Genomic DNA, 21963 nt, shown 5'->3' with positions numbered 1-21963 from the left:
CATTTTCTTTTAGTTGGAAAGATGTGTATACACAGTAACTCCAAAGGAGAGGGTTCTAAAAACAAAGCCTCGTAATGCTTTTATGCATCACGAGGCTAATAAATATGCTAATCAAAAACCCTCTCCTTTGGAGAGGATTACTCACAAGTTTATATTTTTATTTTAAAGGCGTTCATGAGGGCTTCGCCGTTTAGGTGAGGCTTCTTAATCTATCTTAATCCCTTTATAATACTCGGCGGCCTGGTAATCTTTCCGTAACGGGAAACCATCCCAATCATCGGGTAGCAGGATGCGGCGCAAATCGGGGTGGCCTTCAAAAAAGATGCCTAAGAGGTCGTAGGCTTCACGTTCATGCCAGTCGGCGGTGCGGTATACGCTGGTGATGCTTTTAAATTCGGGCAACTGATCACTTTCACGATCATGTGGTTTGCTCACTTTTAAGGTAAGCTGTGTTTTATAGGGGATAGATGTTAAATGATAAACCACGCCATAACGGTTGGTTTCATCATTATAATGCATCCCGCTCAGGCTTGCCAAAAAATCAAAATATGTTTTAGGATTATTACGCAGCTCCAGGCACACAGCCGCGATATCATCAGGATTAATCAAAAGCGCGGGTTGTAAGCCGCCGGTTTCTTCGCCTGCAATTACAGCCTCACCAAATTTATTGGTGAGTAATAACTTGATATCGCTAAACATCATGGGGCTAAACGTACTTTTTTCCAGGTCTTTTTATCGGTTCTTTTGTATAGGATGCGGTCGTGCAGGCGGTTTCTCCTGCCCTGCCAAAACTCAACCATTTGCGGTTTTAAAATGTAGCCTCCCCAAAAAGATGGTTTTGGAACATCCTTACCTTCGTATTCAGCCTCTAATTCGGTCATTTTTTGCTCTAACAGGTCGCGGCTTTCAATTTCCTGGCTCTGTGGCGATGCAACCGCGCCTAACTGGCTCAGTTTAGGACGCGAGTGAAAGTATCTTTCAGATGCCTCTTTGGTTAGCTTCTCAATGGTACCTTCAATACGTACCTGGCGTTCCAGTTCGCCCCAAAAAAAAGTGACGGCCGCCTGTGGGTTTTTGGTAAGTTCCTTGCCCTTGCGGCTTAAATAGTTGGTATAAAATATAAAGCCATTGGGGTTAAAACCTTTCAGCAACACAATACGCGCCGATGGCTTGCCGCTTGTAGTGGCGGTAGCCAGTGTCATGGCGTTGGGCTCATGCAATTTTGCGGCTAAAGCTTCGTTAAACCATTGTTCAAACTGGTTTATCGGGTCGCCTTTGGTGTTGTTTTCTTCTAAGGTGGCGGCAGAATAATCCTGCCTTAAGTTTTGTAGTTCCTGCTGATCCATTGTTGCAAACTTACAAATTAATTAATCCGTATATCTTGATAACGATCATTTTCATTTTCGTAATTGAACATATTTTTGCTATGCTTGTTGTATTATTATAAATAAACCTCTATGCTAAGTACTATATCGGCAGCCGCAGGGCGGTTACTTATTTCGGAGCCTTTTATGATGGACCCTAATTTTAAAAGGTCGGTGATCATCCTTACAGAATACTCTGCCGATGGTGCCATGGGCTTTATTTTAAACCACCAGGGCGAATACATGCTGGGCGATGTGCTGCCCGATGTATCCTACTCAGAAATGCCTGTTTATGATGGCGGCCCGGTAGCCCAAAACACCTTGCATTTTATCCACTGTGCGCCCGAAAAAATTGAGGGCGGTATTGAAATAGCTCCCGGCATTTACTGGGGTGGCGACTTTGAACTGGTAAAAAAACTGGTAAGTAACTACCAGCTAAACGATACGGAAATTAAATTTTTTGCCGGCTACAGCGGCTGGACCGCTCAACAGCTCGACGACGAGATACTGGCCGACAGCTGGATAGTATCAGACCATTTTGCCCCCGAAACCCTGTTTAGCAACGAAGAACAAAACCTGTGGAAAGACGTAATCAAAGGCCTTGGCCAGCGCTACGCCCACATTGCCAATTTCCCGGAGGACCCGGCGTTGAATTGAGTTTGCAGTGGGCGGTAGGCAGTTTGCAGGGGATTGTCTGAACCAGGATTTATGAGATTAATGGATTTACAGGATTTTTATCGTCTGATTTAAAATCCTGTAATCGTAAAAATCTGCTTAATCCCGGTTCAGAAACCACATTTTCAAATCTTCAAATTATTCCCTCATCTGCACATCTGAAATCCGCACATCTGCACATTTAAGACTCCATTTCCTTCGCCGATTCCTCTACTTTTTTCTTGAGGTCCTCTTTAAAGTCGATGAGGTTTTTAACAAGGTATTCGTCGGCTGTAGATAGGATCTGCGCGGCCAGGATGCCGGCGTTTTTGGCAGCATTAAGGGCTACGGTAGCTACCGGGATACCGTTTGGCATTTGCAGGATAGACAGAATAGAATCCCAGCCATCAATAGAATTACTTGATTTTACAGGTACGCCTATTACTGGTAAATGGGTTAGCGAAGCCACCATACCCGGTAAATGCGCGGCACCACCGGCACCTGCAATAATAACTTTTATACCACGATCTGCAGCTGCACGGGCATAACTAAACATCCTATCGGGTGTACGGTGTGCCGATACCACGGTAATCTCGTAATTAACACCTAATTCTTTTAAAACATCGGCAGCATCCTGCATAATATGCAAATCAGACTTGCTGCCCATTATAATGGCGACTTTTGCTATTGAGTTCATAGTTGATGGTTCATGGTTCATGGTAAAAAGCCTTAGATTGAATTTCTAAGCGAAGTAATCATTTTCACCAACACCTCGTATTCGTTATATAAAAATTTGAAATTATTGTCTTCAATATATGCTCTCCTTTTCGCTATAAAAAGACAGCTTACTACCTCAATGGCCGATCTTAAGGAATACCCTAAAAACACTTTGAACACAGCCTTGCTTTGCCCTGTTGAACCTTCGGCTATGTTCAGAACTACGGAATCAGCTGCTCGTTTCATTTGCGATGTTAAAACGTAAACCTCTTCTTTAGGAAACGTTTTTGTAAGTTGGTTTACCTGCTCATCTAAATCCATAGCTTTTTGCCATACCTGCAGATCCTCAAATCTAAATGCCATAAAACTATTTTTTATTCAAAATACTATGAACTATTTCCGCAGCTACCATGAACCATGATCTATGAACCATGAACTAACTCACTACTTTCAACGTTTTTTGCACAAATCTCGCCTTTTCAATGGCCTTTTCCCTATCCGCATCAACAATAGTCACATGCCCCATCTTTCTAAAAGGTTTGGTTAAGGCTTTACCGTACAGGTGCACATATACCCCCGGTACATTCAGCACCTTTTCTATTCCTTTGTAAATGGCGGGGCCTTCGTAGCCGGCTTCGCCTAATACGTTTACCATAATGGCGTTGTTAAGACAGGCCGTATCCCCTAAAGGTTGGTTAAATATCGCCCTTAAATGCTGTTCAAATTGCGATACTACGTTACCTTCAATAGTTTGGTGGCCGCTGTTGTGCGGTCGCGGAGCAAGCTCGTTCACCAATATCTTGCCACTTTTATCTAAAAACATTTCAACCGCCAGCAAACCTACAATTTTAAGGCTATCGGCTATTTTGCGGGCAATTTGCTCTGCTTGTTCGTGTACTTCAAAGGGTAATGTGGATGGTGCTATTAAAAACTCCACCAGGTTGGCCTGGGGGTTAAATTCCATTTCTACCATCGGGAAGGTGCTGATATCGCCCTTTTCGTTGCGGGCAACAATTACGCCTATTTCCTTTTCAAAATCTATCCATTCTTCTATCAGGCTCGGTTCTTTGAAAGCACCAGCCAGGTATGAACTATCTATCACTTTATAAACACCTTTGCCATCATAGCCGTCCTTACGCAGCTTCTGGATATAAGGGAATGGAATATAGCTTTGCTGTAACTGCTGCTGCGAATTGATAACCTGGAAATCGGCAGTAGGGATATCGTTTTCTTTAAAGAATTGCTTTTGCAGGCCTTTATCCTGAATAAGCCTGATGATGCGAGATTGCGGGTAAACCAGCACGCCTTCTTTCTCCAACTGCTCTAACGCATCTACATTTACCTTCTCTATTTCGATGGTTAGCAGGTCTACATTTTTGCCGAAATTGTAAACGGTTTCGTAATCGCCAAGAGAGCCTACGGTAAATTCGTCGCAAAGTTTGCGGCATGGGGCTTCCCTATCGGGGTCAAGAATTTTTACTGTAACGTTATAATTTATAGCCTGTTGTATCAGCATGCGCCCTAACTGGCCGCCGCCCAAGATACCCAATTTAAGATCTCCGTAAAATGCTTTCATTTGATAATGCAAGTTTACCGCAAATCTTTCAAAAAGCCTATATCAATTTAGCGTGGCTACGGCTGAGGCGGCCTTGGATTGTTGGGCGTTAAGTTTTTGTAAAAGAAGTAACCCAATACCAGCATAAAGGAAATTACAATAATGATATTGAACGCCATTTCGTTGGCCGGCGTACCGGCCATTGTTGCAACTTTTATAAGGATAGCCACCGGTGCCAAAAAGCATGCAACACCTGCCTTTAGCTTATTAGTTTGAAAACTTGCCGACATGAACAAACCCGGAAATGCAATAAAATTTAAAGGGATATTGAATAACAGGCTGCTTAAAACAATCACCTGTATGGCTTTCAAATCTGTTGTTGAAGCGTTAAATATAAAGGACCAGGCAGTTGCCAAAACAATAGTCAACAAAAAAGAGAAGATATAAGTTCTTAAAAGCAATTTCCCCAATCCCATAATACGTTGTAAAAATATAAGCTGCGCAAGTTTACAAAATCAATTATGAAAAATGCGTTAAGATGCCAAAACCTACGGGATTATATCCAGGCTGGTTTTTTAGGTGTACCGGACTACTTCCGCTTCTTAACCGCCAGGTAGTAAAACACGGCACGAACAACTATAAATATTACGCCGGTAAGCAGGTAAACGGCTTTGTCTGCCGGCGGCAGCTTGAAGGTTAAAGCAGTGATAATAAATACTACCGGTCCGGCAAAATAAAGCAGTAAGCGCACAATAAGATTGTTCCAATAGGCGGCATTAACCAGGAATAATGAGGGTAGCGACATAATGAAGATGATGATGTTGAGAAATAAGATCCCTTCAAATATTTGGGGCAGCGCATGTGTGTAGTCAATGCCCTTTTGCGCAACAGCGTAGTAAATACTGCTGGCGGCGATAGATAATATTACCGAAAATATAAATGCTTTAAAAAGCGGCCTGGCTAATCCTTTCATAATGTATTAATTAAAAACAGAGCGATAAGGCGTCTGTAAGATCGGTGCAAATTAATGGAACTGACAGCACAAAGCGTTAATATCAATGTCACAATTTACCTTCATGATTGTTTATCAGCTTAACTACAAACCGCAAAACGTTTACCTTTGCGCGTTTTTTAACTAATAATACTTCTATGAAAACCAAAATAGCAGTTGCCAATGGCGATGGCATCGGGCCCGAAATTATGCAGGCCGTTCTTCGTGTTTTTGAGGCCAATAATGCACCCCTTGAATATGAATTTGTTGAAATGGGTAAATCTTATTTTGATGCAGGCCACTCAACCGGGATGACCGACGCGGCTAAGGCCACCATCGAAAACCTGGGTTTATTATTTAAAGGCCCTATGGAAACCCCTAAAGGCAAGGGTGTTAAAAGCATTAACGTTACCGCCCGCAAAGTATGGAACACCTATGCTAACCAACGCGATTTTCGCACCCTTAATGGTGTTGATACTGTTTTCTCTAAAGCAGGCATCCCCATTAATTTAACCATCATCCGCGAAAATATTGAGGATACTTACGGAGGCATCGAGCACTTATTAACTTACGACGTAGCCGTTGGTCGTCGTATTATTACGCGCCCCGGATCTGAGCAGGTTATCCGTTACGCCTTTGAGATGGCACGCCGCAAAGGGCTTAAAAAGTTAGCCTGTGGCCATAAAGCCAACATCATGAAGCTTACCGATGGTTTGTTTTTAGAAGTTTTTCAACAGGTAGCTAAGGAATATGCCGAGATTGAAGCAACGGACATTATTGTTGACGACCTATGCATGAAACTGGTTACCCGCCCAGAAACTTTCGAGGCTATTGTGTTAACTAACCTGCAAGGCGATATCGTATCTGACCTTTGCGCCGGTTTGGTTGGTGGTTTGGGTTTCGCGCCATCGGCAAATATTGGCGATAACATATCTATTTTTGAAGCGGTGCATGGTACCGCGCCGGATATTGCGGGCAAAGGCATTGCCAACCCTACTGCGTTATTATTATCAGGCATTTCAATGCTGCGCTTCCTGGGCTTCTCAAAAAACGCGGCCGATATCGAGAACGCGTTGCTTTACACTTTAGAGCAAGGCGTACATACCGGCGATTTTGGGGATAAGGCTATCCCATCATCAAACACCAACGCCTTTACCGATGCTATTATAGCTAACCTGGGCCGTGTACCTGCTGGTGGCGGCGTTTACAGCAATCCTGATTTTGAAACCAAGGAGCAAAAAATTCAGCCCCTAAAAAATAAACTTACTGCCACCAAAAACATTAGTGAAGAAATGGTTGGGGTAGATGTTTTTGTTGAGTCAAAAATTCAGCCGGCTGCTTTGGCCGAGCTTGCCAAAACTGTTTTAACCGATAATTTTGAACTGGTGATGATCTCTAACCGTGGTACCCAGGTTTGGCCTACAGGATCAATCTATACCGAACTGGTGAACGAATACCGCGTACGTTTTGAAAAGAAAACCGACCGCACCGTAACCCAAAAAGAACTGCTGCACATTGCCGCTGATTTTTCTGAACATATAAAAGTTTGCTCTGCCGAATTCCTGATGAAATTCGACGGCAAAATAGGATATACTTTGGCGCAGGGGCAATAATACACACGAATTTTTCTAATTTTTTGTACAATTTCACAAATTTTTTGCCTGTGGTTTTGCCACGGGCTTTTTTATGATCTTAAATTAATTCGCGCAGATATATTCAGCCATAACCTATTGAACCCTAAGAAATTCAAATCCGCCCCCATTCGTGAAATTCGCTAAAATTCGTCTCTATTCGTGTTTATCCCATTCGTGAAATCCGCTAAAATCCGTGCCCGATTCGAGTCCATTCAAAACATTTTCTGTAATTATAAGTTATAACATATACAATAAACGATAATTAAACAACTAAAAGGAAATAATATCAGATAAACTGCTACTCATTTACAATCTATTTACAAACAACAACAAAAGAAAGATGAACATGAAAAAGTCAGTTTTAATTGCCGTTGCATCATTAACTATCGGATTATTTTCGACTAATGCTTTTGCACAAACCCAGCAACAGGATACTACTAAAGCCGCTGCCCCTGCAACTGCTCCGGCCGCTCCTTCTGCAGCAACCAGCGATGTTGTTGGCGTGTTAAGCAGCACCACAGATTTTGCCCCATTTGCATTAGCAATAAAAACCGCCGGACTTGAACCTAATTTAAAAACGCCAGGTCCGTTCACCGTTTTTGCCCCAAATGATGTAGCATTTAGCAAAGTACCAAAACCAACTATGGACGATTTAATGAAAGACCAGGGTAAACTGGCCAAGTTGTTAAAATACCACATAGTTTCCGGCAAATATACCAAGACCGATATTATTAAAGCGCTGAGTGCCGGTAAAGGAAAAACCACACTGAAAACAATTGATGGCGACACCCTTACCCTATCGGTAAATGATAAAAGTAATTTACAGATTGCCGATGCAAAGGGCAATGTTGCCTTGGTGATCTCGTTTGATACCATGGCATCAAATGGTGTTATTCACGGTTTAAATGGCATATTGATGCCGCAGTAACTTAAGATAGGTTATCATATCGGTTAACTTCAGCATCTTATACCACTGTTAAAGTGCGCTAAGATGCCGGAGTAAAACCGGCAATTGTTAATCAATTTTAAATCCAGGAGGTTCGGTAGTAAAATACCGGGCCTTTTTTATTGACGATTTATTTTGCTCCCCATTGGGCACAGGTTAATTTATAAACCAGCAGTTCATCAATGGTTTCGGTGTAAGTAAAACCATGCAGTTCAAGCAACTTTACAGATGGTTTATTGTCGGGCGATAAGCATGCCGTCATCGCATCCAGCTGCATGGTTTCAAATCCGTAGGCTATTACCTTATCTACGGTTTCCGTCATCAGGCCCTTGCCTTGCTCGGCGGGCAGCAGTTCATAACCAATTTCGGCGGTAGCGGCATTATAATCAAGGTTCCAAAAACAAATGTTGCCAATGAGTTTACCGGTACTTTTTAGTTCGATAGTCCAGTAAACACCTTTTCTTTCTTTCCAATCCAACTTACGCGAATCTATGAATTCAAGCACGTGTTGAAGCGTTTGCGCCGAACTACGGCCTATAAAGCGGTTAATTTCTTCGTTATTACGGATGCTTAGCAATTGTTCACCATCTACTTTGGTCAATTCCCTGCATACCAAGCGATTAGTTTGTAATACAGGAAACTCTGTTGATGGAAATTGTATCGACATTATTTTTTTGGAGATAATTTGGCTGCCCAGTATTTTTTATCGGCCACAAGTGCTATTGGCAAACCTATACAGATAATCAGGATCAATAAACCGGTTAAGGCGGTTTGGATCCTAACATGGTGATAGCCTATTTTACTGAGCGGCAGTACAATTAAATTCATTACCAGCCAGGCAATTATTCCGTACATAACACCTACCAAATACTTATTGCGCAGCAATTTATCAAAGTAGCCATACAACAGGTAAAATGCCATAGTGAACGCGAAAGCGATAACGTAATGAAAAATAATGCCCGCTACCACCATTTCGTTACCGCCGTTCATGGCTGCCTGCCCAAAGGCCCCGTACGCGATGAACTTGAAGATAATGCCGGTCACAATCTTTTTGTTGATGACGTAACTCCATATAATGGCCGCCATGGCATCAAGGGTGCCGGTTACAAAGCCAAGCCATAAAATGGTAAGGATGGCGTTCTTACGGTCGGGTATGATAGTGTTTGTAGCCATAACGATGGGTTTTACGGTATAAAGTTATACTTTTTACAAAAAATAAGGTATTGTGGTGATTTATTTACGGTTCTCAAATAATCTGTACTAACCGATGCTTATTTTTATAGGGTGAATACCATTGAGGTGCCGCAGCTGCTAAGCAAAAAACTATACCGTAAACTGGTTTTTAAACCCGATGGCTTAACTATTGAAAAACCTAACAGCTTTACCCCAACTAATTTTGTGTATATAAACAATATCGCCGCCCAAAACATGCTGGCCTTTAGATATGGCATCACCTGGACAAGAGGATACAAATTCGTGTTCGGTCGCCAGTATTTTGTGGAGATCAGGAACGATGAAGAAAGCGTTTGCCGGATAAAACTGGGGAGTTATTATGGCATTCGCAAAGATCTTTACGGCCAGCTTTGGAACGATATTATCCACCAGCTTTGGAAAAACTATTTTGTAAACATCTATAACTACTATTACGATCTATATAAAATTCACCAAACATTTGAGCTTTGCGGCATCAGCTTCCATTTTGACGGGATCGGCTGGGACACGCAAAACATTTTAACCTGGGACGAGATTGCCATAAGCAGCTATTATCATTACTACATGATCTACAACCGCCACAACAAAGCCCAACGCAAAAGCCGCAGCTTTGCCAACGATTGGAATGCCGTGATCCTGCAGGTGCTATTGAAAGAAATTGTGAAAGAACGGAACGTTTTACAAAGTTAAAATCTGGCACCATTGCCCTGCTATTTTCCTGTTATCTGCACAAATAGGCCATTTTTCGCCACTTAACACCGCTTGGTCTATTCAAAAAACAGCCACAAATACCATTTTCGAAAGCTTTATCAAAACACAACTCCCTAACATCAAACAACTTAAAACGACAACACCATTATCTTGATATTTTTTTTGCTCACCCATCTCAAATTTATATATTTGCCGCCACTAAAAAACGACTGCGATAATTATCACTGTCATTTGAAGTAAAAAACACCAACGCGAAAGTAGCTCAGTTGGTAGAGCACGACCTTGCCAAGGTCGGGGTCGCGAGTTCGAATCTCGTCTTTCGCTCCAAAGCCTTCTTTGTATCAGGGAAGGCTTTTTTTATTGCCTCTCGTTATAAAAAACGCCCAAACATTCAGTCGGAAAAGTATTTTGTTTTGTATTTTATGATCTCGATATTTCAATATCTTTATTGATAATTTAAATTATGGGTCACGGATTTTATGATATTACCCTTTATCGTCGTTCTGACAATAGCGACAATAATACCTTTGCTATGCAAAACCATCTTATCTCCGATTTATATATCGATTTTCTTGACGGTTACAAACCAAAAGGCACTACGAGAATTTCGGCCGATATTGGAAATGAGGATTACAACAGAGGGTATTTCGGAAGTATTTTAAGTGTTGAAGTTGCTTTTGACGAGAAAGAATATCAGCTAAGCTCACCTGACCAACAGAATAAAATTATACTGGACACTATACACAGGATAGCCGTTTTTTGTTCAAAAAGATACGGATGGGATAAAGCTGTTTTTGACCAAGCCTATAGCAAAGTCATTGAATGTGGGTATATCTATAAAAAGGAGCTGAAGAAAAAACACTCAAAAGACAGAAAGCATCAAGCCTCATTACTACTGGAAAAAGACGGACATTCGGATACGGTTTCGGTGAACTTTTATAATTCAAAAGGTGATCTTTTGAAAACTGTACAATTGCTTAAATCTTTTCGTCATGAGCTATTCTATGGTAAAATAACAGCTAACCATAAATGGTTTAGCAATCTTGACTTTGGTATCCATATCAAAAATCGCCAGGTTACTATTAAAGCTTCACTTGAAAAACAGGCTGCCGAAACAGTGATAACCCCCATTGCTAATACACCCGAAGAACTGGAGGGATATTTAAGACGAATAACTTACCGGAAATTCACTAATCAGCTTGATTTTGCTAAGTGGGCAAATCAATAGCATTTTGCGTTTTTACAAATTTGGATTCTTCCGAAAGAAATCCGGTACTTTGGTAAAAATCAAAACCAATGAATATACCTGCCAACGATATACTGATTACCAAAGCCGAAGCCTTTAAGCTACTACATGCGCAGCCAGGAATTTTTGTAGTACCCAACGCCTGGGACGCTGGCTCGGCAAGGGTTTTGGAAACCATGGGTTTTAAAGCATTAGCTACCACCAGTGCCGGCCTTGCTTACACGTTGGGTAAACCAGATGGGCATGCATCCATCACCCGCGAAGAAACATTGCAAAACGCGCGAAGCATTGCAAACGCGGTTAGCTTGCCTGTATCTGCCGACCTGGAAAACGGCTTTGGCGATACACCTGAAATGTGTGCCGAAACGATACTGCTTGCAGCTAAAACCGGCATCGTCGGCGGGTCAATTGAGGATGCCACCGGTAACCCTGCCAATCCTATTTACCCATTTGAACTGGCTGTTGAAAGAGTAAAAGCTGCTGTAGCGGCGGCAAAAAGCCTGCCCTATCCGTTTATGCTGACCGCCCGGGCCGAAAATCTGATCCATGGCCGACCTGATTTAAACGATACCATTAAACGACTGGAAGCTTTTGCCGACGCAGGTGCTGATGTGTTATTTGCTCCCGGACTTAAAACCGCGGCGGAAATAGCCGCCGTTGTAAAAGCCGTAGCTCCCAGGCCTGTAAACGTGGTAATGGGCTTATCCGGCACCAGTTTTTCGCTCCGCGAATTGGAGGATATTGGCGTAAAGCGGGTTAGTGTAGGATCATCGCTGGCCCGTGCAGCTTATGGAGCATTCTTTAAAGCAGCAGAGGAAATTATAGCCCCGGGCACTTTTGCATATGCTAATGATGCAAAGCCTTACCCGGAACTGAATAATTTATTCAAATCCTATAACTCCTGATCTTTTATGCCATTACAAAACCGTGTTGACCCTAAAGGGAATATCATCAGCACGCCGGCCCGTGGCGCATGGCTGGGTAACCGGGGTGTAATTCATAATGCGCAGCAGCAAATAGTGCGGCCATTTAAGGTAAAAGCATGGATCATTTGCGCGCTACAGTTCAGGGGACGGCACCGGGAGGTAATGATGCCAGACCGCTGGACCGAACTTTTCTTTTTAGACGAAGCCACCGCGTTTTCGGCCGGGCACAGGCCATGTTTTCAATGCCGATACCAGGATCATCAGCGTTTTAAAACCGCCTGGCTTAATGGTAACCCTGAATATGGTTTTACCCACAAAACCCCGATCAGCGAAATAGATAAGATAATCCATGCAGAACGGATAGCTAAGGGCAAAAAAGTAACGTTTGAAGATCAGATCCAAAACTTGCCAACCGGCAGCTTTATCGAAATAAACGGTGAGCCTTATTTGGTGACTGATAAGCAAATTTACCATTGGACGCCTTTCGGCTACCAAGATGCTCTACAACTCCCCGAAAACGAAACGGTTACCGTGCTAACGCCCAGATCTATCGTTAAAGCTTTTGGGGCAGGTTATATGCCGCAACTAGGCGTATCGGAAAGTTTTTAATTTTTTCTGGCCCCGCCAAAAAATCGCACGAACCTTTATCAGTAGCGCTGCCGTACAAGTAGGTAGTCATGTTAATCCTCAGTCATGATTTATCTAACCATTTTTATCATATTACTTACTATACACAATTAGCGGTCATTAAACATTGGTATCGCCGGGCTTATCTGGAACCTCATTTTTTGCCGCCGCAATTGCTTTTGCTTCGGCAACACCGTTTTCTGGGAAAAGCAATTGTATTTCTTTTTGCGACTGGGCTATTTCAATACCTTCTTTATTAAATGCCAGGTAAATTTCACGCATCACATTACTTTTTAACCTCGACCAGTTGCCTATATCAGCGGCCCAGAACAACACACGAAATTCTACCGCACTATCGCTAAAGTTGTTTAAAAATATGGCAGGCGATGGGCTTTTCATGATATCGGCATGGTCATTAACTATTGTCAAAAGCAGATCCTCTACTTTAACAACATCTGACCCGTAAACTACACGCATAACGATTTCAACCCTCCGGTTATTATTGGTCAATGTCCAGTTAACAACATGCTGCGAAATCAAATCCCCGTTAGGTACAATCAGTTCTGATCCGTCGCCGCATTCTATTTTACTTGATCGGATACCAATTTCCTTAATTGTTCCTGACTTGCCGCTTACTTCAATAATATCGCCTACCTGTACCGGTTTTTCAAAGGCAAGTATTACCCCCGATACCAGGTTATTTACAATATTTTGCAAGCCAAAACCAATACCTACGCCCAATGCACCTATAATAATTGTTACCCTATCCATTGGGATACCCGCGGCGGTTATCGCCACAAAAAAGCCTACAACAAATACCGTTAACCTGATGAGTAATATAGACGACCTTGTTTTTTTTGCTTGTGGGGTAAGCTTTGTTTGCTGGCCGGCAAAATCATAAAAATAGCTTATTACCCGCGCCAGTAAGCCCGAAAGCCAGATAACTATAATAAACACCAATACACTGCGAAAAGTGAATGCGGTACTGCTAAACTGGTACGGATGGTTTAAAAAATCATTTATGGTATCGTACAGGTAATCATCGATGGTTAAATTTTTTGCCAGGGCTAAAAGCCACAATACTGACGTTATTTTTATTAAAACCCCTTTGAATTTTTTCTGAACAACCTTAAAATCGATATAGGATATAAAGTTTTGGCTATTAACCGTTTTGTTGGCCTCCAGCTGCAGAAAAAGGCTTTCCATTAAAATTTGTACCACCAGGTAAAAGCCCATGGCCAGGCATAAATTTAATGTTGCCGATACCCCTGTTATTTTTGCCAGGCTAAACCTGCCAAACACATTTAATAAAACCGAAACCAACTGCAGCCCGATAAACACCCGTACTATTATCCTTAAGTGTGGCGGATATCCATCTGCTGATAATTTCAAAAGTTTGGCAAACTTTACCGAAAAGAAAATAACGTAGCACGATAACAGCAGCAGTACAACACGGTCAAAGTCGGTATTGAGGATCAATAGACTGCTAAACGCGAAAATAACAGCAGAGCCGAAAAGATGAGTCCAGAATTTGTATAAAGGTTTTGGCCACACATCTTTAATCAAAAAGCCAATAACCGCCACTGTAATAAGCAACATAGTGTGCAGGAACACCTGTGTAGCATGATCATAAAAAAATGGCGCGAGCACACTAATAACAATTATAGCAGATAGATATGGATGTTTTACCACATAGCTGGTTTCATCAACTATTTTTTGATGCATATCTCCTGTTTTGGAAACTTTGCGCCGGCTGTTCATGATCCAGCCTAAAAAGGCCAGCAACAAAAATATGGTGATGAAATGCCCCGTATAATTTGATTTATTCGTCAAAAAATAACGGAATAACCGGGAATTAAGCTTATAGCTGCGGGCAACCGCGGTATCAAGCCGCTGCGGACTTCCCTCTTTATGTATGTTCCAGATGTAGCCGTACTCGTTATTCAGGGCTTTAAGTGTAAACTCATGGATCTTCAGATCTATCTTATCGTCAACATCAATCAACAAAATGGTTAATGACGATACACGGTTTTCCAACAATCCAATCCTAATGATAGCCTTTTCCGTGCTATCCTCAAGGCCTTTCCACTTGCGTTCCAGGCTTTGTACCTGTATAAAGCTTTTCAATCTTAAACTGCTATCAGCGGGAGCGGTTCTTAAAACGGTATCTTTTTTAAAATCGGCAATATCTGAACGGATCTTGTCAAGCTGGTTGTTGTAGGCTGTTAATTGGTCTTCCCATGAGTTTAGCTGATCTTTCAAATGATCAACCATTCCCCTTATTGATACCAGAAACCCCATAGTGGTGGAGTTGCCGATGGCTTTACGCATTAAAGCCATGCGTTTTTCTAAAGCAGGCAACTGCTCGCTGATATCTAAAGTATCAAACCCGCGGGCAAGATCTGAATTGGTTTCTACATAGGCCGATGTGTAATCCTCAATTTTACCCAGCAGTATATTTACAGAACCATCAGAATGCCTGAACGACCGGATAACAGAATCCCTTTGTAACACCCTTTCCCGTAAGGAATCCCTTAAAGTATGGTGCACCTTTTTCTTCTTAGCTTGCGCAAATGAATTTTGGCAGGGTATCAAAAAAAACAATGCAATAATAAAAATGACAAACAATTTCAATCTTTCAGACATCGGTATAATTTTATAAGGGAGCGTCATTAAACGGTTAAACAAGTATCAAATTACTTAAGACTAATGCAAAGCTAATGATAATAGTGTGTTACCGTAAAACGGCTTAAAAGCTTTGTTATAAGAAGTGGGTTTATGCACTAAAAGCAAGGCGCAAAACACCCCTAATTTGTCGCTATTTATCTTTTTAATTCCTCCGATTAAAAATACATTTGTGTTAAAGACCTCAACACTTAAAAACCTATAACAATGGAAATGCTAAAAGATTCAATCTTCTGGGCCGAGATACCTGTTACTGATTTTGATCGTGCCAAGCAGTTTTACAGCACGATATATGATTATGACATGCCCGAAATTATGATGGGGCCAAACCGCATGGGCTTTTTATTGCATGAACGTGGTGTGGGCATAGGTGTGGCCATTGTACAGGGTAAAGGGTATACCCCATCAAAAGACGGCGTTAAAATTTACCTGAATGGCGGCAGCGACCTTGCATTGGTGCTAAACCGCGTTGAAAAAGCCGGGGGCAAAATTATTATGCCCAAAACGCAAATCTCGCCCCAGTTTGGCTGCCTGGGCGTATTTGAGGATACCGAAGGCAACCAGCTTTCCATACATTCGCCCCAATAGTTACATTTTCAATTTAAGTTGAAAACATAGCTCCACGAGTTTAGCAAAAGCGTAACTCGCGGGAGCTTGACAGCTTGAATTACCTATCTAAATTTAATCTTAATTTAAAGAGGTATCCTTTGGTTATATTTTTAAGTTATTTAACTTTATGAACAATCTTAACCAATAACTATGAGAATATTAACTGAACCCATCGGGAGCATCCCCCGCCCGGTTTACTTGCAACAAGCCATGACCGCCTTTGCCGGCGGCCAAATTCAACAAACCGAATTAGAAAAACTTTTTGACAAAGCCACCCAGGAAACCATCAAAGAACTGGAAGCCACTGGATCGCCGGTGATATCTGATGGAGAGCAATCAAAACCCAGTTTTGTAACCTACCCCATGCAGGGCTCTAAAAACTTTGCTGCCGATGGTGTGGTAATTCCTTTTGCCGATGGGCATACCCGTCAGCTGCCTAAACTTACCGCCGGTCCGTTTCACTACACCACCTTTGCAAACAGCTACCTGCAAAAAGCCAAACAATATTCGTCTTTGCCTATCAAGCAGGCGGTGATCTCCTGCTCGGCAATGAGTTTACTTTATCCTGGAGAGGGAATTGACGGCTATACCCGAGACCAGTTCCTGGCCGACCTTGTGAATGACGCCGCTTACGATATCAGATCATGCTTAGATAGCGGCGCCTACAACGTACAAATTGATTTTACCGAGGCCCGCCTTGCTATAAAGTTAGATCCCAGCAAACAATTGTTATCTGCTTTTATCGACCTCAACAACCAGGTATTAGACCGGTTTACTACCGAAGAACAAAAAAGAATAGGTGTACACACCTGCCCTGGTGGCGATCATGATTCAACCCATAGTGCCGATATTCCATACTCTGAATTATTGCCATTGCTATTTAAACTGCACGCCGGTAACTTTTATATGGAATATGCCGCCGAAAAGGACAAAACAGCTGTACTTCAATCTATCAAAGAAAACCTGGGTGCCAATCAGCGCATCTTTCTGGGTGTTACCGATGTGCTTAACCCACAGGTGGAAACAGCAGGGCAAGTAAGTGACCTGATCTTAGAAGCAGCAGAGATCATCCCCGTTAACCAATTGGGCACTGCAGACGATTGCGGTTTCTCCCCTTTTGGCGATGACACCAGCACAGCACGTGAAATTGCTTTCGCCAAGATTCGGGCACGCATTGAAGGCACTAAACTGGCAGAACAGATACTTTCAAAATAGTCAATTACTACTCTTTTTTTTATACAACTGCCTTACCTAGCTGCCGCGAGTTTAGCAAAGCGTACTAGAGCCTCAAATAATTTAAGTTTCCAACTTAAACTATTTGAGGCTCTTTATTTTTACAATTCCCTTACCCAAATATTCCTGTAACTTATCGGCTCACTTTTATCGCCATGGGCCTGTAGCTTGATGGGTTCTTTGCCGTGTTTACGATACTCAGGCTGACCGATGTACGGGGTATCGCCTTTTAGGGCGGTATTGTTTTGAACCAGCACACCATTGTGCAACACGGTGGCACGGGCGGCAGATTTCAGGCTGCCATCGTCATTAAAACGCGGGGCTGTCCAAATCACATCGTAATACTGCCATTCGCCGGGTTTGCGGCAGGCATTGGCCAACGGTGGCGATTGCTTGTATAAGCTGCCTACCTGGCCATTCACATAAGTTTTGTTGTTGTAATTATCTAAAACCTGCAATTCATAACCGCCTGCTCCCCAAGGCAAGGCCGCCAGGAAAATCCCGCTGTTGCCACGGGCCTGCCCGCTGCCGGTAATATTTGAAGGGATGCGGTACTCAATATGCAGCTGAAAATCCTGGAATTTACGTTTGGTTTGGATATCGCCGGCGGTTTTATCTACCGTGATTATATGATCGGCCACTTTCCATTTATGGGTTGATGTAGAATCATTAGTAGCTACCCATTCATCCAGATTTTTACCATCAAACAAAATTATAGCATCAGATGGGGCATCGCCCACGTTTTTGGCTGGGGTAACGATGGGTGGTACCGGGGTATAATACTCGGTATCTTCGGGTTTGGCTTTTTCCTGCGCTTTCGCGGTGATGGCGCTGCCAGCCAGCAGGGCGGCAAATATTAAAGTGTAATTCCTTTTCATCATTTTAATTCTATATCGTTAACAATCTTTTACTTAGCCAGCGATTTGATCCAGAGCGCTATTTTACGAGCTTCCTCTTTAGGTACCTGTGGCATTGGCGGCATTGGTGTTGAATAATCCGGCCAGTGCTCGGGTTTAGGGCTATGGATTAGTTGCACCAGTTCATTCACACTGTACTTTCTTTTGGCAACATCTATATAAGCAGGCCCAACCTGGCGCTTGTTGGCGTTATGGCACGATAGGCAGGTATTTTTAACCAACAGTGGTTTCACTTCGTCAAAAGTGGGCACCGCGTTTGTTGCCGCTACTGCTTTTGCTGTAACTCCTTTTGCCAATGCTCCTTTTTTAGCTACAGACGCAACCGCCGCTTTTGTTTTGGCTGAATTAAGGGTACTCACTTCGCTCATAGAAAGTTTTTGCCCTTCGGGGATGTTGTTTAGCGTGTAGTAGGCCGTTGGGTGAACCAGGTTAAAATAGTTTTCCTTATCGCGCACGCCATCCAATGTAATGGTATGGATGTAATACCGGCGCAGGTTATTAACGATCAGCCTTGCCCTTAAACCATCTTCAGAAACCTTTACACCTGCTATAGGGCATTTTTCGGTATTTACGGGCGGACTGCCGTACACGGCCTGGTATTTATAGATGTAGCTTTCAATTGAATATGAAGCTATATCCTCGGCTACCTTTTTATCAACCGGCTTGGTAAATTCTATTTCAAAACCATCGGGCATGGCACGGATGGCGCACATTTCAAACGGTACTTTATTGTTCCATACCAAACGTTGCAGGCCCATGGTAGCATCACCTGCCGATCCCCAGCCCCGGTTGGTTTCACCTGCTGCAAGCGAACCATCCGGTAACCAGGCCAGCCTGATCACGCCCGACTGGAACCCACTCCTGAAAGCCCACGCCGCGCCCTGGTATTCACCGTTCACCTTCTCTAAAAAGATGCGGTCAAGCATGCTTTGCCCCTGGTCGCACACCAGCAGCTGCCCGCCGAAGGGGCCAAAAGCATCCTGCGGGATCTTTACAATTTCGGAATTGGAGATGCCCAGTATGCCATGCGGCAGCCACACTACCGGCAGGGTTAATTCCGGGATTTCCTTTTTGGCCTCAAACTCGGTTTTAAACTTTTCGTTAACAATATCCTGGGGTTTAAAGGGCTGGCCATCTTTGTCAAATTCAATCCGTGGGTTATTTTTGGCGAAGAACTGTTCGGAGGTTAATTTGAGCGGAGAGTTTGGCAAATTAGTCCAAACCAGGCTTGATGGATGCCCCATGAACGCCCCTTTCTTCACCTGCATAATACTTCCCGAACCTACCCAGTCGCCCTGGTTATCACTGTACCATAACTCGCCGTCAATCATACTGATACCGCAAGGTGACCGCATGCCCGCCGCCCATGGGGTTACCGTACCATCCTCTTTGATATTGAGTGTCCAGCCGCGGTAAGGCACAAAGCTTTTAGGATGCCACCAATCCGGTGGGAAGCCAAGGTTGAGGGTTACAAAAAAGGAACCATCGGGCGCTATTTTAGGGCCGAAGCTATACTCATGGTAATTGCCAGATAATGGCCAGGCGTAAATTGTTTCAAAAACATCGGCCTTACCATCCATATTGGTATCGGTAAGTTTGGTGAGTTCGCCCCTTTGCACAACGTATAGCGAGCCATCTTTATAAGCCGCGCCCAACACCTCATGCAGGCCCGACGCGAACTTGCGGAAAAATGGGTGCTGAGCGCTGGGGTTCTCTACCATAAAAATATCGCCGCGACGGGTAGTTACGGCCAGCGTTCCGTTGGGTAAAGTGCATAAACCGCCAACTTCCAGTATGGTACCCTCGGGCGCTGGAATCTTCATGATCTTGAAAAAGTCATCCTCCTTTGGCGATTCGGCCTGGGCGTAGGTATTTTGGGGATTGGCCGAGAGCGCGGCAGCTGTTAACGCGATGAATAACGCGCCCTTGTTTATCATTTGTTTTATAGTGTATATCATGATGCAGGCAGCTTAAAAGATAATAGAATAGGTTAATTTTTGCTTGATGGGGATAATCAGTTCCTGTTTGCCCCCGGCATCCCGCAGAATTGGCTTAGCCCCGCCCGCGTCATCAATGCGGATATAATATGATTTATCATCAACAGTGTATAAGCCATTCCCTAAAGCTTCGATATTATTGGCTGTAACCACATGCACAAACAAACCATCGACCGGATTTTGAACGGTAATCTGTCGGCTGATGCCCTGCCCGCCATCTATAACCACGCTGGCATCGTTCACCATCGAACCATAAACCATGTACCTGAAGGTAGGCTGCCCTGCATTATCTAACATATATCCCTTGGGTTTATACCAGGTACCTGCGGTATCCGGCGACCACACGGCCTGCTCACTGCTTAATTTTTCGATAGATGGTACGGGTTTGCCTAAATACATTACAGAACCGGCAACGCGTGATGAGCCGTCGCCACGATCATGCCACATGGGGGTGGCATCAAGGAAGCCGCCACGCCAAACCTGCACAATCATACCTTTATCCAAATCGAAAGTGTAATGAACCAGCTTTGGACTCCCAACGTTTACACCATGCGTAACCCTGATGCCACCCGGCAAATCGCTAAAGCTGCGCAGGATGGTATTTTCTGTAGCATTAATCAATATCGGATCAACCGGATCATTATTGCTCACATTGGCATCACTCAATAGATACTCCCTAACACCTGGACCCGAAACCGTAAGCCCCAAAGCAGGTTTAGCCCAATCAACCGTTTTGGCGTAAACTATATCAAAGGGATGCTCGCCGGCGGTAAGCTGAATTTTACCTTCGCCCCTGTTGTCGGCGGTAACTGCATCGGCACCATTGATGCGGAAAACCCCTTTACCTCCGGGTACGCTTAATTTAAACACATATTCGCCCGCCCCGGTTACCTTAATGGTACCAGTGTAGCGCATTAAAAAGTCATTGCTTAATTTGCCCTGGTTTGATGATAGTATGGTTGAGTTTCCTTCAGATTCGGGTTTAAGCGTTTTATAATCCGGATTTGTTAGCGCGCCGCCCTTGTAAACCGAGTATTTAAGATTGGCTAACTCGGGATGCGGCTTATCATAGCTTGTAATGGAAATATTCCTAAAGGCAACCGCCCCATGGTCGCCCTGGATGCGGAGCGGGCCAGCCGTGGTTTCTTTGCTATCCATAGCGCCGCGGGTTGGCCCGGCCAGTTCCACGTTATCCTGTATCAAAACGCCATTCAGCCAAACGTAAATCACCTTGGCATTAGCTATCTTTTGGCCATTGGCGTCAAAACGCGGTGCCTGGAACGAGATTTTCATGTGCTGCCACAAGCCCGGTGCGCGGCTGGCGTTTTGCCTTGGCGCGTGGCCATCATAGCCTTGCTGCCCATCTGGTTTGCTATCGTCCCAGCGCTCGTAAATACCGCCGTTATCGCCCGATTTGGGATTAACCACACCCCAGCTATCCAATAGCTGAATTTCATACCTCCCCTGCAAATAAATTCCCGAGTTTGATCCTTTGGCCACCAGGTAATCCAGCTCGATATCTACATCGCCATACGTGCTTTTGGTGTAAAGGTCCTTTGCACCTTTTTTGCCGGGCAAGTTTACCAGGATGCCATTGCCATCTTTAGTGGTTAAAACCTCATCCTGCAACAGATCGGCCTGTACACCGGTGGCTAATTTCCAGTTTGATGATGGCTCCTGGAAAAAGGAAAGATCGGTAAGTGGTACGCTGCTTTGCGCCAGGAGTTTTTGACCGCCCAACAAGCAAACAAACATCACCAAAGCACCTTTACCGCTAATTTTTATAGTGGGATACTTCATAAAAAACATGCTTCTTTAATTATAATATGGTTTAAATGGGATAAGGGTTTATAACGCTTATCCTGCGCAATTTAATAATTTATAACAATCGATTGCGTAATTATTGTTAATAATTGTGATACGATGCTTTGCGCGTTTT

At 43.5% G+C, this 21963-nt stretch carries 22 protein-coding genes and 1 tRNA gene; 10 read left to right on the top strand and 13 right to left on the bottom strand.

The features are described from left to right. Positions 1-204: 204 nt before the first annotated feature. On the bottom strand, positions 205-702 hold the full coding sequence (locus FHS10_RS05585; protein WP_259088342.1) for an NADH-quinone oxidoreductase subunit C: 498 nt from the start codon (positions 700-702) through the stop codon (positions 205-207). Beyond that, on the bottom strand, positions 699-1346 hold the full coding sequence (gene pdxH / locus FHS10_RS05580; protein WP_259088341.1) for a pyridoxamine 5'-phosphate oxidase: 648 nt from the start codon (positions 1344-1346) through the stop codon (positions 699-701). Before pdxH ends, FHS10_RS05585 begins: the two co-directional genes overlap by 4 nt. A 111-nt stretch (positions 1347-1457) precedes the next feature. Between pdxH and FHS10_RS05575 the strand changes: the two genes are divergently transcribed. Next, positions 1458-2021, top strand: a complete 564-nt coding sequence (locus FHS10_RS05575; RefSeq protein ID WP_259088340.1) for a YqgE/AlgH family protein — start codon at positions 1458-1460, stop codon at positions 2019-2021. A 199-nt stretch (positions 2022-2220) separates the two neighbouring features. Here FHS10_RS05575 and purE read toward each other — a convergent pair whose 3' ends face one another. The 5 genes from purE to FHS10_RS05550 form a co-directional block, all read right to left on the bottom strand. Then, complete coding sequence (gene purE, locus FHS10_RS05570) at positions 2221-2715, bottom strand: 5-(carboxyamino)imidazole ribonucleotide mutase (protein ID WP_259088339.1); 495 nt, start codon at positions 2713-2715, stop codon at positions 2221-2223. Positions 2716-2747: 32 nt separating this feature from the next. Continuing rightward, positions 2748-3098: a four helix bundle protein gene (locus FHS10_RS05565; RefSeq protein ID WP_259088338.1), complete on the bottom strand. Its 351-nt coding sequence runs from the start codon at positions 3096-3098 to the stop codon at positions 2748-2750. A gap of 73 nt (positions 3099-3171) precedes the next feature. Next, positions 3172-4311 (bottom strand): 5-(carboxyamino)imidazole ribonucleotide synthase, encoded by a 1140-nt coding sequence (locus FHS10_RS05560; protein WP_259088337.1) that lies wholly within the window; start codon positions 4309-4311, stop codon positions 3172-3174. A 56-nt stretch (positions 4312-4367) separates the two neighbouring features. Then, the gene (locus FHS10_RS05555; protein WP_259088336.1) at positions 4368-4766 is read right to left on the bottom strand and encodes a hypothetical protein; all 399 of its coding nucleotides are present in this window, start codon (positions 4764-4766) and stop codon (positions 4368-4370) included. A 113-nt stretch (positions 4767-4879) separates the two neighbouring features. Next, complete coding sequence (locus tag FHS10_RS05550) at positions 4880-5263, bottom strand: hypothetical protein (protein WP_259088335.1); 384 nt, start codon at positions 5261-5263, stop codon at positions 4880-4882. 176 nt (positions 5264-5439) lie between these two features. Between FHS10_RS05550 and FHS10_RS05545 the strand changes: the two genes are divergently transcribed. Both FHS10_RS05545 and FHS10_RS05540 read left to right on the top strand, forming a co-directional pair. Next, positions 5440-6894, top strand: coding sequence for an NADP-dependent isocitrate dehydrogenase (locus FHS10_RS05545; protein ID WP_259088334.1), 1455 nt, complete (start codon positions 5440-5442; stop codon positions 6892-6894). Positions 6895-7261: 367 nt separating this feature from the next. Further along, complete coding sequence (locus FHS10_RS05540; RefSeq protein WP_259088333.1) at positions 7262-7843, top strand: fasciclin domain-containing protein; 582 nt, start codon at positions 7262-7264, stop codon at positions 7841-7843. 148 nt (positions 7844-7991) lie between these two features. Here FHS10_RS05540 and FHS10_RS05535 read toward each other — a convergent pair whose 3' ends face one another. Together FHS10_RS05535 and FHS10_RS05530 are read right to left on the bottom strand one after the other, a co-directional pair. Beyond that, positions 7992-8528 carry a GNAT family N-acetyltransferase gene (locus FHS10_RS05535; protein WP_259088332.1) on the bottom strand — a complete coding sequence of 179 codons (537 nt, stop codon included), beginning with the start codon at positions 8526-8528 and terminating at the stop codon, positions 7992-7994. Further along, the gene (locus FHS10_RS05530) at positions 8528-9034 is read right to left on the bottom strand and encodes a hypothetical protein (RefSeq protein WP_259088331.1); all 507 of its coding nucleotides are present in this window, start codon (positions 9032-9034) and stop codon (positions 8528-8530) included. The genes FHS10_RS05535 and FHS10_RS05530 overlap by 1 nt, the downstream gene beginning before the upstream one ends. A gap of 111 nt (positions 9035-9145) precedes the next feature. On the opposite strand from FHS10_RS05530, the gene FHS10_RS05525 reads away from it, so the two are divergent. The 5 genes from FHS10_RS05525 (at position 9146) to FHS10_RS05505 (ending at position 12565) form a co-directional block, all read left to right on the top strand. After that, positions 9146-9763 (top strand): hypothetical protein, encoded by a 618-nt coding sequence (locus tag FHS10_RS05525; protein ID WP_259088330.1) that lies wholly within the window; start codon positions 9146-9148, stop codon positions 9761-9763. A 272-nt stretch (positions 9764-10035) separates the two neighbouring features. Beyond that, positions 10036-10111, top strand: a tRNA-Gly gene (locus FHS10_RS05520). A 136-nt stretch (positions 10112-10247) separates the two neighbouring features. Further along, on the top strand, positions 10248-11012 hold the full coding sequence (locus FHS10_RS05515; RefSeq protein ID WP_259088329.1) for a hypothetical protein: 765 nt from the start codon (positions 10248-10250) through the stop codon (positions 11010-11012). A gap of 68 nt (positions 11013-11080) precedes the next feature. Then, complete coding sequence (locus FHS10_RS05510) at positions 11081-11935, top strand: isocitrate lyase/PEP mutase family protein (RefSeq protein WP_259088328.1); 855 nt, start codon at positions 11081-11083, stop codon at positions 11933-11935. 6 nt (positions 11936-11941) lie between these two features. Next, positions 11942-12565 carry a hypothetical protein gene (locus FHS10_RS05505; RefSeq protein ID WP_259088327.1) on the top strand — a complete coding sequence of 208 codons (624 nt, stop codon included), beginning with the start codon at positions 11942-11944 and terminating at the stop codon, positions 12563-12565. Positions 12566-12703: 138 nt separating this feature from the next. Here the strand turns inward: FHS10_RS05505 and FHS10_RS05500 are convergent, their stop codons facing one another. Next, entirely contained in the window at positions 12704-15229 is a 2526-nt protein-coding gene (locus FHS10_RS05500; protein WP_259088326.1) for a mechanosensitive ion channel family protein, read from the bottom strand. A 246-nt stretch (positions 15230-15475) separates the two neighbouring features. On the opposite strand from FHS10_RS05500, the gene FHS10_RS05495 reads away from it, so the two are divergent. Together FHS10_RS05495 and FHS10_RS05490 are read left to right on the top strand one after the other, a co-directional pair. Continuing rightward, complete coding sequence (locus FHS10_RS05495) at positions 15476-15856, top strand: VOC family protein (RefSeq protein WP_259088325.1); 381 nt, start codon at positions 15476-15478, stop codon at positions 15854-15856. Between the two features lie 171 nt (positions 15857-16027). Then, a complete protein-coding gene (locus FHS10_RS05490; protein ID WP_259088324.1) occupies positions 16028-17092 on the top strand; it encodes a cobalamin-independent methionine synthase II family protein in 1065 nt (354 codons plus the stop codon). 119 nt (positions 17093-17211) lie between these two features. Here the strand turns inward: FHS10_RS05490 and FHS10_RS05485 are convergent, their stop codons facing one another. The 3 genes from FHS10_RS05485 to FHS10_RS05475 are packed head-to-tail and all read right to left on the bottom strand — an operon-like array spanning position 17212 to position 21824. Beyond that, positions 17212-17991 (bottom strand): 3-keto-disaccharide hydrolase, encoded by a 780-nt coding sequence (locus FHS10_RS05485; protein WP_259088323.1) that lies wholly within the window; start codon positions 17989-17991, stop codon positions 17212-17214. Positions 17992-18017: 26 nt separating this feature from the next. Next, positions 18018-19985 carry a c-type cytochrome gene (locus FHS10_RS05480; protein ID WP_259088322.1) on the bottom strand — a complete coding sequence of 656 codons (1968 nt, stop codon included), beginning with the start codon at positions 19983-19985 and terminating at the stop codon, positions 18018-18020. 12 nt (positions 19986-19997) lie between these two features. Then, entirely contained in the window at positions 19998-21824 is a 1827-nt protein-coding gene (locus tag FHS10_RS05475) for a 3-keto-alpha-glucoside-1,2-lyase-like domain-containing protein (RefSeq protein WP_259088321.1), read from the bottom strand. Positions 21825-21963: the final 139 nt, after the last annotated feature.

The organism is Mucilaginibacter dorajii, assembly GCF_024808255.1.
Lineage (GTDB): Bacteria > Bacteroidota > Bacteroidia > Sphingobacteriales > Sphingobacteriaceae > Mucilaginibacter > Mucilaginibacter dorajii.
This window is presented reverse-complemented; position numbering and strand designations above follow the sequence as displayed.